This is a genomic window from Dyella sp. NPDC103356, assembly GCF_055584465.1.
Window position 1 is genome coordinate 55,251 of sequence record NZ_JBVJLZ010000015.1, and the last position, 15,015, is coordinate 70,265.

A 15,015-nucleotide genomic window follows, 5' to 3' on the forward strand; every position below is an offset into this window, starting at 1 on the left:
TCGGTCCTCAGGCGTTGTCGCCAATATGGTTGATGCCGGTCTGCAAAGCCTGGTCATACGCCTGGATGGCCCGTTGCACGGACTGCGCGTGCCGCGTCAATGCCATCAGTCGCACTATTTCCACGCCGGGATCGACATTGGATTGCTCCAGTGCGCCCTGATGAAGGCTGCCGTTGAAATCGCCAGACCCGCCGGAATACGCATACAGGCCGTCACCCATCTCGCGCAGCCCGTCGGGTGAGCTCACGCCGACGATCCGCAACGTATCGATCGTGTCCTTTCCATCGACGATCTGCCCGCTGCTGTCGATATTCACATTGCTGTGGCTGAGCGTGATCGGGCCGGATTCGCCCATCACCGGATGGCCGGCCGCATCGACCAGTTGCTGATTGGCATCGAGGTGAAACTGACCATTGCGCGTCAGCATCGGTTGACCGTTCACGTCGACGACAAAAAAGCCGGCTCCTTGAATCGCCACATCCAATGGGTGGCCCGTGGTATGCAGGCTGCCATCGGCGAGATTCAAGGTGGGTATGGACTCCATCGTATCCGTCTTGAAATCTGCCTTGAGTCGCTCCGCGCGATAACCACTGGTACGCATGTTGGCAACGTTCTGGCTGACCACGTCGAGCGCGTCGACATCGTTGCTGAGAAAACGCGCTATCCCTGTAATGACATTGCTCATGCGGCTACCTGTGCTGCGGCGGTGACGGTTCCGAATGCCTTGACCATGACAGTCGAAGGCACTTCATTGATACCAAGGACGGTGACGTGTGGCAGGCTGCGCTGAATCAACGCGCGCAGGTGGCGGCGTACCACGCTCGGGCACAACAACACCGGCAGATGGTTGCGCGCCATCATGGCTTCCGATTGCTTGGCCAGCCCGCCAAGCAAGGCTTCGAGCTGTGCAAGGTCGCTAACCAGGGCACCGGCGCCCTCGCGCTGCCTGACCGCGGAGATAATCGCGCGCTCCAGTTCCGGCGCCAGGGTCATGACATGCAGTTCCCCCTGCGTATTGCTTACACGCTGGCAGATGGATGGCCCGATACGCTCACGCACGCGCTCGACCAGATCCTCGGTTTGCTTATGGGTCTTGCCAGCATCCACCAGCACTTCGAGAATCGTTTCCATACCCCGAATGCTGACCTGCTCGCGCAGAAGCTGCTGCAACACTTTCTGCACGTCGGTGTAAGACATCACACCGGGAATCAGCTCATCAACCAGCGATGGCTGCTGCTCACGCACCCGAGCGACCATGCGTTCGGTCTCCGCACGAGTCAGCAACTCGGGGGCATGGCGCTTGGCCACTTCACCCAGGTGGGTAATCAGTACCGTCTCCGGATCCACCAGGGTGTAACCCGCGCCGCGCGCGAACTGACGTTGCTCCGTGCTGATCCATTGTGCCGGCAGGCCATAGGCGGGATCGCGCGTTTCACGTCCTTCCAGTCGAGGGCGCTTGCCTCCGGGGTTGATCGCAAGCAAGGCATCGAAGCGCAACTCACCACGGCCCACCCGGGTGCCTTGCACATGAACTTCGTAGCTATCCTCGGCCAACCCTGGCGCTTGAATGAGTTTCACCTTGGGCAGGACAAAGCCACAATCGAGTGCATGCTGTTTACGGAACGTTGCAATACGATCGCCCAGGTCGAGCCCGCGCGCCTTATACGTGGACGAAATACCCGTTCCCAGATGGATCTCGATCGGCTCCACGACCAAGAGACGATGCAGATCCTCTTCCTCGCGTTTTGCCGCAGGCTCCTGCTCCGCCTTTTCCGGTTCAGGCTGCCTGGCGCTGGCACGCGATGCGAAAACGGTCAATGCAACAACCCCGAGCAGCACCAGTAGCACCGGCCAGGCCGGCAGCCCCGGTAACACCAGCAGGCAACTCAAGGCCACGGACACGATCAACAGCGTGCGCGAATTGGATAGCACCTGCCGCGAAATTTCAGTACCCAACTGGGCGTCGGACGCGGCGCGGGTAATGATGATGCCGGTGGCAATCGCAATAATCAGCGAGGGAATCTGCGTAACGATGCCATCGCCGACCGTCAGCAAGGTATAGCGATGCACGGCGTCGCCCCAACCCATACCGTGCTGCACCATGCCCACAGTCAGGCCGCCGACGATATCAATCAGGATGATCATGATGCCGGCAATCGCATCGCCCTTGACGAACTTGGTCGCGCCATCCATCGCGCCGTAGAAGCTGGCCTCTCTTTCGACCTGTCCGCGACGGCGTTTGGCTTCGTGTTCGTCGATCAACCCCATGTTCATGTCGGCGTCGATGCTCATTTGCTTGCCGGGCATGCTGTCCAGGGTGAAACGTGCCGCCACCTCCGCCACGCGTTGCGCACCGCTGGTGACCACCACGTACTGCACGACTACCAGGATCAGGAACACTACCAGGCCGATGACATAGTTGCCGCCCACCACGTACGAGCCGATGGCATTGATCACCCGACCGGCATTCCCGCTATCGAGGATCAGGCGCGTGGCGGAGATATTCAGGGCCAGGCGAAACAGTGTCGTGATCAGCAACAACGATGGGAACGTCGAAAAGCTGAGTGGCGTTTCCGTAAAGAACGTGATCAACAACACCAGCAAAGCCGATGTGAAATTGAGCACAAGCAGAAAGTCGAGCAGACCTGCCGGGATCGGCGTAAACAGGATGACCAGGATGAAAATCATCCCGAGCACGAGAATCACGTCGCGCTTGCCGCTCCATAGCTGGCCAAATAAGGTACTCAAGAGAATATCCTGTTGCCCGGGCGCTTCATCAGCCAGCGATAGACCGGCGCAAGAGTTCGATACAGATGCTGCGGTACGGGGCGATCGATCTTGCACTCCTTGTAAAGCGCGCGCGCCAGTTCGGGCGAACGCAGACAGGGCACCCCCGATCGGGCCGCCGCCATGCGCATCCTCGCAGCCACCGCATCGCTACCCTTGGCCAGGACCAACGGCGACCGCATGGTCTTGGGTCGATACTTCAACGCAATCGCCAGATGCGTGGGATTGGTCAGCACGATGTCCGCATCCGGTATGCGCCTTATCGAACGAGATTGCTTGAGCATCTCGCCCATCAAGCGGCGGCGGCGCGAACGGATGAGCGGATCGCCCTCGCGGCGCTTGCCCTCGTCCTTGATATCCCGGCGGCTCATACGCAGCTTGCGTATGTATTCCCGGCGCGAAAACCAAAGATCGAACAAAGCGATCAAGGCAAGCAGGATCAGCACCCAGGTAGTGACCTGCAGGTAGATCGACCGCGTGAGCATGCCCATGCTCGTTGGTGCCGCGAAGGCAGCAGACTCCACATGCCGGGTAATGCCCGGCACCAGCAGCCAAGCCAGCGTCACCAGCAGGCCCAGCCTCAGCACCAGCTTGCCCAACTCCCACAGAACACGCAGCGAAAAAAGCCGCTGCACGCCTTGCGCGGGATTGAGCCGCGAGAAGTCGGGCTTGAGCGGCGTCGCGCTGAAGTTCGGTCCCGTCTGGATCACATTCGCCAGCACGGCAACGATGACCAAGGCCATGACAATGGGCAACATGGCCTGCCAGGTTGGCTGAAACGTGCGTTGCAGCCAGTACCACAGACTTGCCGAGGGCGCAGGTGCGTTACCTGCCATCAGGAGGGTTTGCGATGCTCCACGCGACAGCGCCGAGGCAATGCCATAACTCGCAGCAGCGAAGGCAATAGTGAAAGCGATGATCACCAACGTACTCGCCAGGTCGCTGCTGCGCGGCACCTGGCCGCGCTCGCGCGCTTCCTGCAAGCGAAACGATGTCGGCTGCTCGGTCTTGTCCTGATCGTTATCGGCCATCAGCGCACTCCCGGAGCCAGGACAGAGAATGCGTCGCGATATATCCGCTCGATCAGGGGCGGCGCAAAGCGCAACGAACCGCCCAGCAGGGTGAACCCGGCCATGACCTTGATCGGCAGCGCGACGAAATACACATTGGCCTGCGGCATCGAACGGCTGGCGTATGCCACGGTCAGATCGATCGCGAAAAGACCGAGCATGGTCGGCGCTGAAATCATCAGGCCGAACAGAAACTGCGAGGAGAGCTTTTCAAACAGCACGCCTGGCGTCACCAACAGCCCGGCATGACCCAACGGCATGAGGTCGATCGTGGCAACCATCCCGCGCAGCAGCAGCAAATGCAGCCCCAGCGAGAAAAACACCATCATGCCGGCCCACTGTACGACCGTGCTGGCCAGCGATTCGGTGTCATGGGTGGATGGATTGAACAGGCTCGCCGCGCTCACACCCGACTGCAGATCGAGCACCTTGGCCGAAAAGCCAAGTGCCGCCATCGGCAAGACGATGGCCAGCGTCATCGACAGACCCAATACCGCCTCGCCCAACAAGGCGAGTACGAAGGCTACCGGCTGATCGATATCCAGATGCAGTACAGGGCCATGGTTGACACCTGCGGCCAACAGACTAAGCCCCAGCAGTACGATCATCCTGATCGAACTGGGGACCCAGGTAAAAGGCGTGAATGCGGGCACCATCAGCAAGGGTGCGAAACGTGCGACTGCCAACAAAAATCCGGCGATGGCGATGTCCAGGGAATTCATGACTACTACATGCCCGCCACGAGCCCAAACATATGTTTGGAGAACTCCACCACGACCGCCATCATCCACGCGCCCAACGCCAGAAACATCACCACCACGACAACCAGCTTGGGGATGAACGTCAGCGTCATTTCCTGGATTTGCGTGACCACCTGAAAAATCGATATCACAACGCCCACGATCAAAGTTGCGATGAGAATGGGTGCGGCCACCTTCGCGGCGGTAAGCAGCGTTTCGGCGAGCAGGTGCATCGCGATATCGGCATCCATGGGCCTATCCGCGAGGACGCACGAGGTCGCGCAGCTTGAATATGAAATCGGCAGCGATAGGCACATCGCGGCGAGGCGACTGGGCGAGCAGATCGTCGAGCGTCTTGCGCGCTTCATCGATACGCCCATCGTCCAACAGCAACACACTCTTCGCGTACCGCGCAGAGCGCACCTGTGGATCGAGGCGTGTGGCGCGCTTGATCGACTCCTCCGCTTCGTTGCGCTCACCACGCAACGCATGTACCAGGGCGATTCCGCCATGGGTTTCGCCGAACGTCCGGTCGACGGCAAAAGCCTGATCGAAGCTGCGCTTCGCACCAGCCAGGTCGCCCTCGACCAACTGGCACCAGGCCAGCGCATGCCATGTGCCAAGGTGGTCGGGCATCGCACGGGCGGCCTTTTCAAGCAGAGCGCGGCTGCCCGGGATGTTCCCGCGTAGCATCAAGTCTTGACCAAGCCCCAGCAAGGCGCGGCCCGAGTCGGGATGATCAGCGAGAATCTGTTCGAATACTGCACTGGACAGCTCTACCCGCTGTTCCCACAGCGCCAAGGTGCCACGCACGATCGACGCTTCATGCTGGCGTGGATCCAACTGCAAGGCACGGTCCGCCTCGGTGGTAGCTCGCGTGTTGTCGCCCTCATCCAGATGGACTAAGGCACGCAACCCATGCACTTCCGCAAGGCGCGGCCCTTCGACGAACACGGCCAAGGTCTCGATCGCGGGTATGTGCTCGCGGCGATGATGAAAGATGCGCGCCTTCAAAAGAGCGAATGCCACCACATCGTCACCTTGCGGGGATACGGCAGCCAGACTCTGCAACGCCTGTTCGTGAAGGCCAAGCATGAGTTGGGCAAAGGCCAGGTCGTGAACCGCACCGGCCTGCACCGGCTCCTGCTCGGCGATCAGCTTCTGAAGCGTGTCGACCGCGCCCGTGAAGTCCCGGCTTATCAGCGCGCAACGCGCGACACGAAACTGCACGGCTGGCAGACGCTGCATATCGGGCGAAATCTTCCGTAAGCAGGCTTGCGCGCGCTCTACCTCGGACGCGGCCAGCAGTTCGTCAAGAAGATCACACAACAAGATCGGATTGGCAGGGTCCTGCTCGGCGAACGCCGACAACTGCGCGGCGCGCGTCACAAAACCTCCCCTTGCGGGTAAACCATACCGCAGCACGGAATCGACACGATTCCGGCCCTTCCGCCAACGACTGACAACACTCCCCTGCTCCTTGGCCACGTCAGCTACCCACGCCGACGCGTCCCCCGTTACCTATCCTTCGGCCTTACAAGTTGCGCGCCCGCACAACATGCCGGGTTGGTTGTTGGGCCGTCCCGGGCCGTCTTTTTTTAAAATAGGATTCGTGCCGATTCACTGTCAACTAACTTTTTCAGGATATTTTCTTCACGCACAAACTTACGATTTCCGCTTCTTGCGTAATTTATTGCGCCAGCGCGGTGACCGCCTGGAAGGCCGATATACACTTGCTCGGCGGCCCGCCGTCGAAGGAACTTCATGTCATCTGATCGCATCTCCCCATCCTCTCCGTTCGCCGAAACGCTTCGCGCACTTGCGCGTGAGCGCACGGAAAAAACAGGCCGGAGCAAAACGGCCGGCGCTCCGCCCGGCAACGACGATCACTTGAAGGTTGAAAGCCGCCCACCTATTGGCCAGCTCCGAGAGCGACTGAGTTCACTCACCCAAGGCGTTGACGTAAGCGACAGCCACTCCGTCAACACCGTTCGCGATAGCGCGCTACGGGAGATTCTTCTCTGGGAATTCGGCAGCGACTTCCGCAACGACTCGCAGTTCCTTCCCATGCTTGAAGCCATCGGCAACGCTATGGATACCGATGCGGAGTATCGGCGGAGGTTTACTGATCTTCTGGTTGATTTGCGAAAAGGGTGATGGCCGGGTGGTGATTTTTATCCAGCAACCGTTGGCGTTTTATGGCTGGATTCGTGTTTGCTGCAGGACTGTATGCGTGTACGCAAAACATTCCGCCAACGCCAGCAACCGATCTTCTACCCAGGCTTTGCGGTGCTCGTAAGAGCGCCCGCTATAAACATCCTGTCCGCAGAGGAAGGCCCGCCGCACGCAGCGTGAGACACAATGAAAGAAGCCCGGTGTTTGCGGATCGACCGTTTGAAGCCGCGGGTATGTCATGGACATACCTTGCTCTTCAACACAGGGCGTTGATATCACTCAACGACGCGCCGATCCGTCGGCGACGGTCCATTTCTTGGGTCTCCGAGATATCTTTAGATATCTAGATAGTATCCATCTGAGACAACCTTAGATATCTCAAAAAGACTGCACTAAAAAGATAAACATAACCCGCATGGCAGAAAAAAAGAAACAACGCCAGAAGAGGCCGGCCTGATGCAGATGCGGCAACGCATAGGAGAGTCGGCAACATCAGTAATACATAAAATAGAACCTCAAAGAAGTAATTTATTTTCTTGTATCTTGAATATATATCCCACGCGCGCGCCTCATTTCTGTGCAAATAACCCATGACCATAAAATGGTAAGTAGCAAATAGGGCAAGCGCAATCAATCCCATGACCACGAACCAAACCTGCAACGATTCTCCGCTGATGTGCATCTCAATCCACTTTCCTGCGCTTATAAAAGCACAAGAAAAAAAAACGAACCCGTAAGTAAACAATGAAATCCCTGCACGTGAACGTGCTAATTCCCGACTCATACCACGCGACTCGAGCCACGATCGACCAGCACAGTAGTCGTAGAAAATCACATTTTCAAATAGGGATAGCATCTTACTGGAACCCATGTCTATAAATGAGCATATACTCGAGATTACTACGCTGCTGCGCGTCCCAAGAATTCTGCCCCTCTACGCGGAATAGGACATCCATCATTTGAGAAAATTTCAAGCCAACCATTTCTTGAGTGTCCGCGATTTCGGGCAATATCTCAAAAGCCCTTCTCTCAGATTAAATGATTCGTGGAACACCTGGGAATCGGCCCTCATTAGATTCCCCTAAAAGGATCAGATCGAATGCAAACCCCGTCCTCTCTGCCATTTTGATCATCGCATTGGTTTCAGACTTGATGTAAAGAGCTTCTGCTCGAAGCAACTTTGGTGCAACGTGGAGATCATTTAGCAGAGCCTTAGATATTCACTCATGCGGTTTCAGTAGTCGTACCGCATCATTGATAGGCACGTCGCCTTTCCCTTCCCGCCCCTTTTAACCAGCGCTGCCCTAGCGACCCTGCCTTGATCATCAAGGACTCAACGCTTCCTACCGCTCGCCAGTAGCGACTCTCGATGCCCAACATCTGAATCTGCCACTGCCGCTCTTGCATACCCAGCTTACTCAGAATCGACGGCGCGTCCGCGGCAATCGTGCCACGCTTCCCCTCTCTTACGATCCGGCCACTCCAGTCCACCAACTCCAGGTAGTCCATCGTTCGCAGGGAAAGCGCAGGCGCTAACAGCATACCGGCCATGGGGCGCAGTCTAGCCTTCAAGGACGCCGGTCTTGTCTCAGCGCGCTTTAAACGTTGGCGAATGGAGGTGTGCTCGGAAGCGGCTAGATCGTGCACGATGCCCGCTCGAATCGGGTTCAGGTCGACATACGCCATGCAGCTCAGAACAGCCTGCTCATCCAGCAAGGCCTGACATTTGAAGCGCCCCTCCCAGAAGCGGCCGGTACAACCATCTTCACGATTGGCCTGACGGGCAATCGGCTCGTTCAAGCAACGCATGAACCATGACAGGCTACCCAAGCGGCTCCGCAACTCTGCCATCCGCTCGGGATCACCTTGCAGACGCTGTACTTTTTCCTGGCATAGACGTTCGTCGATCACCTCTTCCATCCGCACAGGGAATAAGCGGACCCAACGTTCGGCCACCTCTTCATCGGACCAGGCGCTCGCCTCCTGCGGATCCACGTGCAACACGACATGCACGTGATTGCTCATGACGGCATAGGCATACAGCCCTACGGCAAAACATTCCGCCAACGCTAGCAACCGGTCTTCCACCCAGGTTTTGCGGTGCTCATAAGAGCGCCCGCTATAAACATCATGTCCGCAGAGGAAGGCCCGCCGCACGCAGCGGGAGACACAATGAAAGAAGCCCGGTGTTTGCGGATCGACCGTTTGAAGGCGCGGGTATGTCATGGACACACCTTGCTCTTCAACACAGGCCGTTGATATCACTCAACGACGCGCCGGTCCGTCGGCGTAGGGCTACTTCTTGGGTGTCCCAGATCAGTGCACAGATCAGTGCATCCCAGATCAGTGCACCAGATCAGTGCAAGGTCGTCATCGAGGCTGAACTGGCCCGCGTCGCCTCCGTTCGGCCTCGCGGCAGGCCAAGAAAAGTGTTCTGACACCTTTGATTGACCCCTTTGATTTCGCCTTTGATTTCTGACCCCTTTGATTTCTGACCCCTTTGATTTCCGGACCCCTTTGATTTCCGTTAGTGGAAGATCATTTCTTGGGTGTCCCAGATCTCGCCAGATCTTTTCTTGGGTGTCCCAGATCTCGACGACGCGCCGGTCCGTCGGCGGAGGGCCACTTCTTGGGTGTCCCAGATCAGCCACGTCCCAATCTTGGGTGTCCCAGATCAGCCCTTCCAATCTTGGGTGTCCCAGATCAGCCACAGATCAGCCATTGCTCTTCAACACAGGTCGTTGATATCACTCAACGACGCGCCAGTCCGTCGGCGTAGGGCTACTTCTTGGGTGTCCCAGATCTCCCGTCCCAGATCTCCCGCACTTCTTGGGTGTCCCAGATCTGTTTGAAGGCGTGGGTATGCTATCGCCACACCTTGCTCTTCAGCACAGGCCGTTGATATCACTCAACGGCGCGTCGATCCGTCAGTGGAAGACTATTTCTTGGGTGTCCCAGACATCGCCCAGACATCGCGCCCTTTGATTGTCATCACGGATCGATGCGCATAATCAAATCTCGCTCTTGCTCGAACACTGAACACGCATCCTGATCCCCATCGTGCAGCTTTTCGAAAAATCCTGGCTGCAACCATGCCTTTGGCAAGGTTCGCACAACGTCTCCTGAAACTGCCTCATCCCAATTAAGGGGCTTAATGTCGCTAACAATTTCAAAACTTTCAGCCGGATGATATCCCAGGGCTACAGGGACTGGATCGCGGTCATTCGTGACAATCAGATAGTCGACCTTCTGATCCGCAACCTTCCGCACCCCCAAGACTTGATACACCTTATCGAGGGTCAGCCACCCGGACTCAGAAGCTGGCCTGCGCCGGGAATCAAAATATCGAACGCATTTTATCTTCATTTTTGGAAAGCTCCCGGCCAATTCTGTCTAGTGATGTCATTCAATTGTTGCAAGCTATTTTTCGGCACACCGGACATTTCGTTAAACACGGACTTGTAATCTAGCCCGTAGTAAACGTCTCCGGTTTCAGCATTCATATAAAAATGCGTCTGAAAGTCTCCATACGGGCTTTGGAACGTTTGAGTTGTGTATTTCCCGTAGCCATCCGGGATAGCATCGGACATTAGATCTTCAGGCCCATACACAAGCTTAGAGTTATTGATCGCCTCTTGGGTCAAAGTGCCGTCTGCATTAAACGACGATCCAGCTGATTCTAATGTGAGCTGCTGGGAGAGTCTGGGAGCATTCGCAATGTTTTGTGGATTGGTTAGTGGGTCACCCGGCGAAAGAGGTGGTACATCTGCAGTGTTTGGAGCCGCCCCCGCCCCACCCGACAACTCATCGGCCCCCTCCAACCCCAACCGAGCCGGTGTCATTGTAGCACCGGCGTAAGTAGCCAGTTCCTCCTCGCCAACCCCAGGCAACAACATGCTTGCCCCCATGCCAGCCGTCGTACCAAGCGCCCCGCCGATGGCCTGCATATCGTTCGAGTAAGAGAACACATACGGAACATGCCATGCCGGCGTTGCAGCAAATTGTGCAGCTGTACCAGCCGGGAGAACCCCAGCCCATTCTTGAAATTTCGCGTACTCCGCAGAGCCGTTGTGAACGAGATCAACCAAGCTATTGGCGATGTAAGGAATTGAGTTTATCAAGCCCTTGAGAGCACCGATCCCGAGATCTTCATCCGTACCTGTAAGGTGCGTATTTAGCACGCTAAGCATCGGTATAGCACTTGGCGGCGGGCCGCCTATACCTACGGGGCCGTCGTAGACTTCGTCATCCACGCCGCGGCCAGCTGTTGCCAAAGACCAGTTCGACATATCGATACCGACATAATTGTCCCAGGCAAAACCACTGGTGCCATACACATTCGTCGCGTCCTGTGCCCCCACGACACCATGTCCGGCCCCTAGAGCACCATAGTCTTGAACGTAAGACTGCCAATCCGAGTCAGACAACTGACTCACGTCAACAGATGGAGCACCGTTTGAAGCAAGCCCGTCAGCTATTTGCTGCCGCTGCTGAGTAACGTCCGAAGACAAAGTTTGTGCGCCAGGCGAAAGCGAATTATTACTGCCATTTAAGCCATATGGCTTGCTGCTTGTAGCATTGTTAACCGGCTGGCTACCCGGAACCATGGGGTTGTTCCCGCCACTATCATTTCCAACCGATTGCGACTGACCGTTGTTGTTTGCGTCTTGAGCAAAGTCGAACGTAAACGCCCCGCCACCCGCTGACTGAGACTGATCAACCACATTTATGCCACTTGTATTCAGCATGCCTTCCGCCAAGCCTGCCGCCACACCCACTCCCAAGCCGTTCCCAAGGTAACTCCCCGCCTCAACCACCGTCCCAGCCGCAAGTCCACCGGCGGAATTCGCGGCATTCGCGTTGTTTGCGTCCTGTGCAAAATTGAACGTGAAGTTGCCTTCCGTCTGAGCAGGCGTCAGCTGGACAGTCTGCCAATTATTGATCGTCAGCGACGGCGGAATAGCACCTTGGCTATTTGAACCACCACTGCTACCGGAATCGGTTCCAGACATGGAGTCATTGCCCTGGCCTTGCCAGAATGAGCCATCATCGGAACCCGGATCGCCGATACCCTTGTACGCCCAACTATTGTTGGTGTTCTCTGGCCCACCCAGGTCGCCGGACATCCCGCCACCCGATCCATCGCCATCTCCATCTCCGTCGTCGCCACCCTCGATACCACCGCCACCAAAATCGGGGTTGCCCAGGGAAAAACCGCCAACTCCGACACCGGTAATATCGCCGCCGCCACCGCCACCGCCGCCACGCGATCCACCACCCACCGCACCGCCACCAGGCGTCCCATCTCCCACACCAGCGCCCGCACTAATCCTCTTACCGCCCGATACCTTCTGCACACTTTCCTGCTGAATCTGCTGAATCGTCGTCGCCAATGCCGACTGCTGATTCAACACCGCCTCGATCGACATCGCCACCATCTGCGCCGTCGTTACACAGGCGGATTGGCTCGCACTCACAATCGCACTCTGCGCATACGGCTGGAACGTGTTCGCCGAGTTCGTCGCCGTGGTCGCTTGCGGAATATGCAACAGCATGCCGACCGTCAGCGGGCTGCCGAGCTGCAAGCCATTCGCCTGCGCGATCAGATACGCATAACGGCTATCGCCGTACATCTGCTGCGCCACCGAGTCCAGCGTGTCACCCGATTGTACGGTGTACCCCTGCGTACCCAGCACCCCGTTACTGAAGCCACCGGTCGTGGCCAGCACATTGATGCCCTTGAGGTTGTCCTCGCTGCCCACGCCGTTGTCCTGGGCAAAGAGGTAGTTGGTCACCTCGTTATTGGTCTGGCCCGATACCGACGTGGTCTTCTGCAGGATCTGACCATCCGCCGTATACGCCATGACCGTAGTCTGTTGCGTACCGCTAACCAGGCCGGTGGTCTTGGTCAGCTCGCCTAGCGCGTTATAGGTATTGGTGGTCGTGTTACCGGCGTTGTCGGTGGTCGTCGTGATCAACGCGCTGTTTTGCCGCGCAAACGCATTGGTATAACTGGCGATGCTCTGGGTTGGCGCGTTGTTATAGATCGTCGCCGCACCACCGGTAGTGACGTGGTAACCCAACAGGTTCTGGTCGGCGTCGTAGCCATAGCCCGCGCTTGCGGCATAGCTGTTATCCGTCACCAGGAACAACGCGCCGTCTGTCGCGCTCCCCGGTTGTGGCGCAACCCCCAGACCCGACGTCTCCTGGATAGCGTATGCACTACTCTGCACGGCCGTTGCGGTTTGGTACTGATTGATCAGATTCTGCGCCGATTCTTCGGCATAAAGACTCTGATCGGTCAGTTCACCATCGGCGTTATAGGTATACACCGTATCGCTGGCGATCCAGCCATCATCACGGAAGGTCACCAGCGCATTGTTGAAGACGCCCGCCTCCGTGTGGTTGAGGAGCTGATAGGTCGTGCTACGAGTCAAGCGGCCATCGGCGTCGTACGTACCGGACTGGTAGCTCGCGAAGACGCCGCCGACCGTCGTCTGCGCCTGCAGCAAGGTCAGGTCATTGCGAGTGTCATAGAACGCACGCTCGCTCAGCATCTGGCCCGAGGTATTGACGGTGGTGTATTGCGTCAGGTTCCCTGCCAGATCGTAGGCGTTCTGGCCGGAGTTGGTCGCCGTGGTAATGACGATCTGACCGTTCTGCAGGCTGCCGTCGGCGACCAGCACGCGGTTGTCCTGGTCGTAGGTAAACCAGTTGGCCACGAAGCCCGGAATCGGCGGCGGCGGCGGCGGCGGCGGCGGTGGATTGGGCGCGGTGCCTACGGGCGCAGGAGCAGTGACCGGCACCGGTGCGGGGGCCGGCGGTGGATTGCCGATACCGATGCGCGGCGGCGAGTCGATGGGCAGAAGGTCCGGGCTGGGAAGCATCTGCGGGGTGGCGACCATCTGCGCACTAGCCGTCTGTGCGGACGATGTAATGGGTGCCGGTGAAGGCGTCAATGCGAGCACGCTCGACGTCGACGTATCCGCATTCGTACGATCGTCCTCCAACGGTGAACCGGCCACCACCTGTGTATGCGGCGGCCCCGGCGGCGTGCCGATCTTGGACTGCACCTGCAAAATGAACTGCACTGAGCCTGACAGGCCATCCACCGGATCGGTGGCGATGATCGTATAGGTGTAGCTCGTGCCCACCGTGCCGCTGACGAGAAGCGTACCGATGCCGGTGGATGTGTTGAACGTCGTCGCGGCACCTTGATCACCTTGCCAGACCAGTTGATAGGTCATCGGCCGGCCGTTGGGGTTGGTGAAGATGCTGGGCGCGTTGATGTTGATGGTGGTCCCATCCGGAGCTTTCTGCTGATGCAGCAGGCCCGTGCCCACGCTGCCGTTGTAGAACGGCGCCGCATTCACGGTCAACGTAAACGATTCGCCTCCCACTTGGCTCGTTCCCACGGCTGTGGCCCACATGGCCAGCGTCGCGACCTGAGCGGTCCCCGGCGCCGTACCACTGAAGGTCAAGGTGCTGGGATTGAAACTGATCCACGACGGCAGCCCCACCCATGCCGAGCCATTCCAGTAGCCCGCGGTGTAGGTCATCGCCAGACCGTTGACGTCAGTGGCCGCAGGGACCGCAAACGAGAAGCCATTGTTGATATTGACCGACTGGTTGGCCGGCTGATTCATCTGCGGCGCGGTCACTGTCGCCACGGTCAGGTTGAATTGCGAGGAGGTGACCACGCCGTTGGCGATAGCCGAGATCGCCAACGTATAGGTTCCCGGGCTTCCCGTCCCGCCATTGAGCGGCGCCTGCCCACTGAAGGTACGTGTGCTGGCGTTGAAGGTGATCCACGACGGCAGCGCCACCCACGCCGAGCCGTTGAAGTAGCTGGCCGTGTAGGTGATCGCCAAGCCGTTGGGGTCCGTCGCACCCGGCACCGTAAAGCTGAAGGGCGTGTACTGCACGCTCTGGTTCACCGGTGACCCGCTAAACACGGGCGGGACCGTCGGTACCGTGATCGTGACCGTACTGCTCGCCGACCGCCCCAGCACATCCATCACGGTGATGGTGACGGTGTAACTGGCCGGCGCGCTCGGCGGCGTGCCGGTCAAGGTGTGCGTGCTGGCATTGAAGCTCAGCCAACTCGGCAGGCCGGTCGCGGTATAGGTCAGTCCCATGCCCACCGGATCGCTGAAGCTGGTCGCCGGCACGGTGTAGTTCACCGCATTGCCCGGCTGGATGGTCTGCGTGGCCAGCGCGGCAGTCACCGTCGGCACGCCCGT

The 15,015-nt window shown here is 58.2% G+C and carries 10 protein-coding genes; 1 reads left to right on the top strand and 9 read right to left on the bottom strand.

What is annotated here, in order from left to right:
* Positions 1 to 7 precede the first annotated feature (7 nt).
* The 6 genes from ACZ6WW_RS22760 to ACZ6WW_RS22785 are packed head-to-tail and all read right to left on the bottom strand — an operon-like array spanning position 8 to position 5,986.
* Positions 8 to 685 (bottom strand): flagellar hook-basal body protein, encoded by a 678-nt coding sequence (locus ACZ6WW_RS22760; protein WP_465276234.1) that lies wholly within the window; start codon positions 683 to 685, stop codon positions 8 to 10.
* Positions 682 to 2,748 carry a flagellar biosynthesis protein FlhA gene (gene flhA / locus ACZ6WW_RS22765; protein WP_465276235.1) on the bottom strand — a complete coding sequence of 689 codons (2,067 nt, stop codon included), beginning with the start codon at positions 2,746 to 2,748 and terminating at the stop codon, positions 682 to 684. The genes ACZ6WW_RS22760 and flhA overlap by 4 nt, the downstream gene beginning before the upstream one ends.
* Entirely contained in the window at positions 2,745 to 3,818 is a 1,074-nt protein-coding gene (locus tag ACZ6WW_RS22770; protein WP_465276236.1) for an EscU/YscU/HrcU family type III secretion system export apparatus switch protein, read from the bottom strand. The genes flhA and ACZ6WW_RS22770 overlap by 4 nt, the downstream gene beginning before the upstream one ends.
* Positions 3,818 to 4,579: a flagellar biosynthetic protein FliR gene (locus ACZ6WW_RS22775; protein ID WP_465276237.1), complete on the bottom strand. Its 762-nt coding sequence runs from the start codon at positions 4,577 to 4,579 to the stop codon at positions 3,818 to 3,820. Before ACZ6WW_RS22775 ends, ACZ6WW_RS22770 begins: the two co-directional genes overlap by 1 nt.
* A gap of 5 nt (positions 4,580 to 4,584) precedes the next feature.
* A complete protein-coding gene (locus ACZ6WW_RS22780; protein WP_465276238.1) occupies positions 4,585 to 4,848 on the bottom strand; it encodes a flagellar biosynthetic protein FliQ in 264 nt (87 codons plus the stop codon).
* A gap of 4 nt (positions 4,849 to 4,852) precedes the next feature.
* The gene (locus ACZ6WW_RS22785) at positions 4,853 to 5,986 is read right to left on the bottom strand and encodes a tetratricopeptide repeat protein (protein WP_465276239.1); all 1,134 of its coding nucleotides are present in this window, start codon (positions 5,984 to 5,986) and stop codon (positions 4,853 to 4,855) included.
* 375 nt (positions 5,987 to 6,361) lie between these two features.
* Between ACZ6WW_RS22785 and ACZ6WW_RS22790 the strand changes: the two genes are divergently transcribed.
* Entirely contained in the window at positions 6,362 to 6,754 is a 393-nt protein-coding gene (locus ACZ6WW_RS22790; RefSeq protein ID WP_465276240.1) for a hypothetical protein, read from the top strand.
* A gap of 1,269 nt (positions 6,755 to 8,023) precedes the next feature.
* On the opposite strand, the gene ACZ6WW_RS22795 is transcribed toward ACZ6WW_RS22790, so the two are convergent.
* The 3 genes from ACZ6WW_RS22795 to ACZ6WW_RS22805 form a co-directional block, all read right to left on the bottom strand.
* Positions 8,024 to 8,998, bottom strand: coding sequence for a transposase (locus tag ACZ6WW_RS22795; protein ID WP_465276241.1), 975 nt, complete (start codon positions 8,996 to 8,998; stop codon positions 8,024 to 8,026).
* A gap of 765 nt (positions 8,999 to 9,763) precedes the next feature.
* The gene (locus ACZ6WW_RS22800; RefSeq protein ID WP_465276242.1) at positions 9,764 to 10,138 is read right to left on the bottom strand and encodes a hypothetical protein; all 375 of its coding nucleotides are present in this window, start codon (positions 10,136 to 10,138) and stop codon (positions 9,764 to 9,766) included.
* The gene (locus tag ACZ6WW_RS22805) at positions 10,135 to 15,000 is read right to left on the bottom strand and encodes a putative Ig domain-containing protein (protein ID WP_465276243.1); all 4,866 of its coding nucleotides are present in this window, start codon (positions 14,998 to 15,000) and stop codon (positions 10,135 to 10,137) included. The genes ACZ6WW_RS22800 and ACZ6WW_RS22805 overlap by 4 nt, the downstream gene beginning before the upstream one ends.
* Positions 15,001 to 15,015: the final 15 nt, after the last annotated feature.

What these genes read in the sequence shown, in the direction of transcription:
- ACZ6WW_RS22775 (WP_465276237.1), bottom strand. Translation starts at nt 4,579, where the DNA reads ATGAATTCCCTGGACATCGCCATCGCCGGATTTTTGTTGGCAGTCGCA.
- ACZ6WW_RS22780 (WP_465276238.1), bottom strand. Translation starts at nt 4,848, where the DNA reads ATGGATGCCGATATCGCGATGCACCTGCTCGCCGAAACGCTGCTTACC.
- ACZ6WW_RS22795 (WP_465276241.1), bottom strand. Translation starts at nt 8,998, where the DNA reads ATGACATACCCGCGCCTTCAAACGGTCGATCCGCAAACACCGGGCTTC.
- ACZ6WW_RS22770 (WP_465276236.1), bottom strand. Translation starts at nt 3,818, where the DNA reads ATGGCCGATAACGATCAGGACAAGACCGAGCAGCCGACATCGTTTCGC.
- ACZ6WW_RS22760 (WP_465276234.1), bottom strand. Translation starts at nt 685, where the DNA reads ATGAGCAATGTCATTACAGGGATAGCGCGTTTTCTCAGCAACGATGTC.
- ACZ6WW_RS22800 (WP_465276242.1), bottom strand. Translation starts at nt 10,138, where the DNA reads ATGAAGATAAAATGCGTTCGATATTTTGATTCCCGGCGCAGGCCAGCT.
- ACZ6WW_RS22790 (WP_465276240.1), top strand. Translation starts at nt 6,362, where the DNA reads ATGTCATCTGATCGCATCTCCCCATCCTCTCCGTTCGCCGAAACGCTT.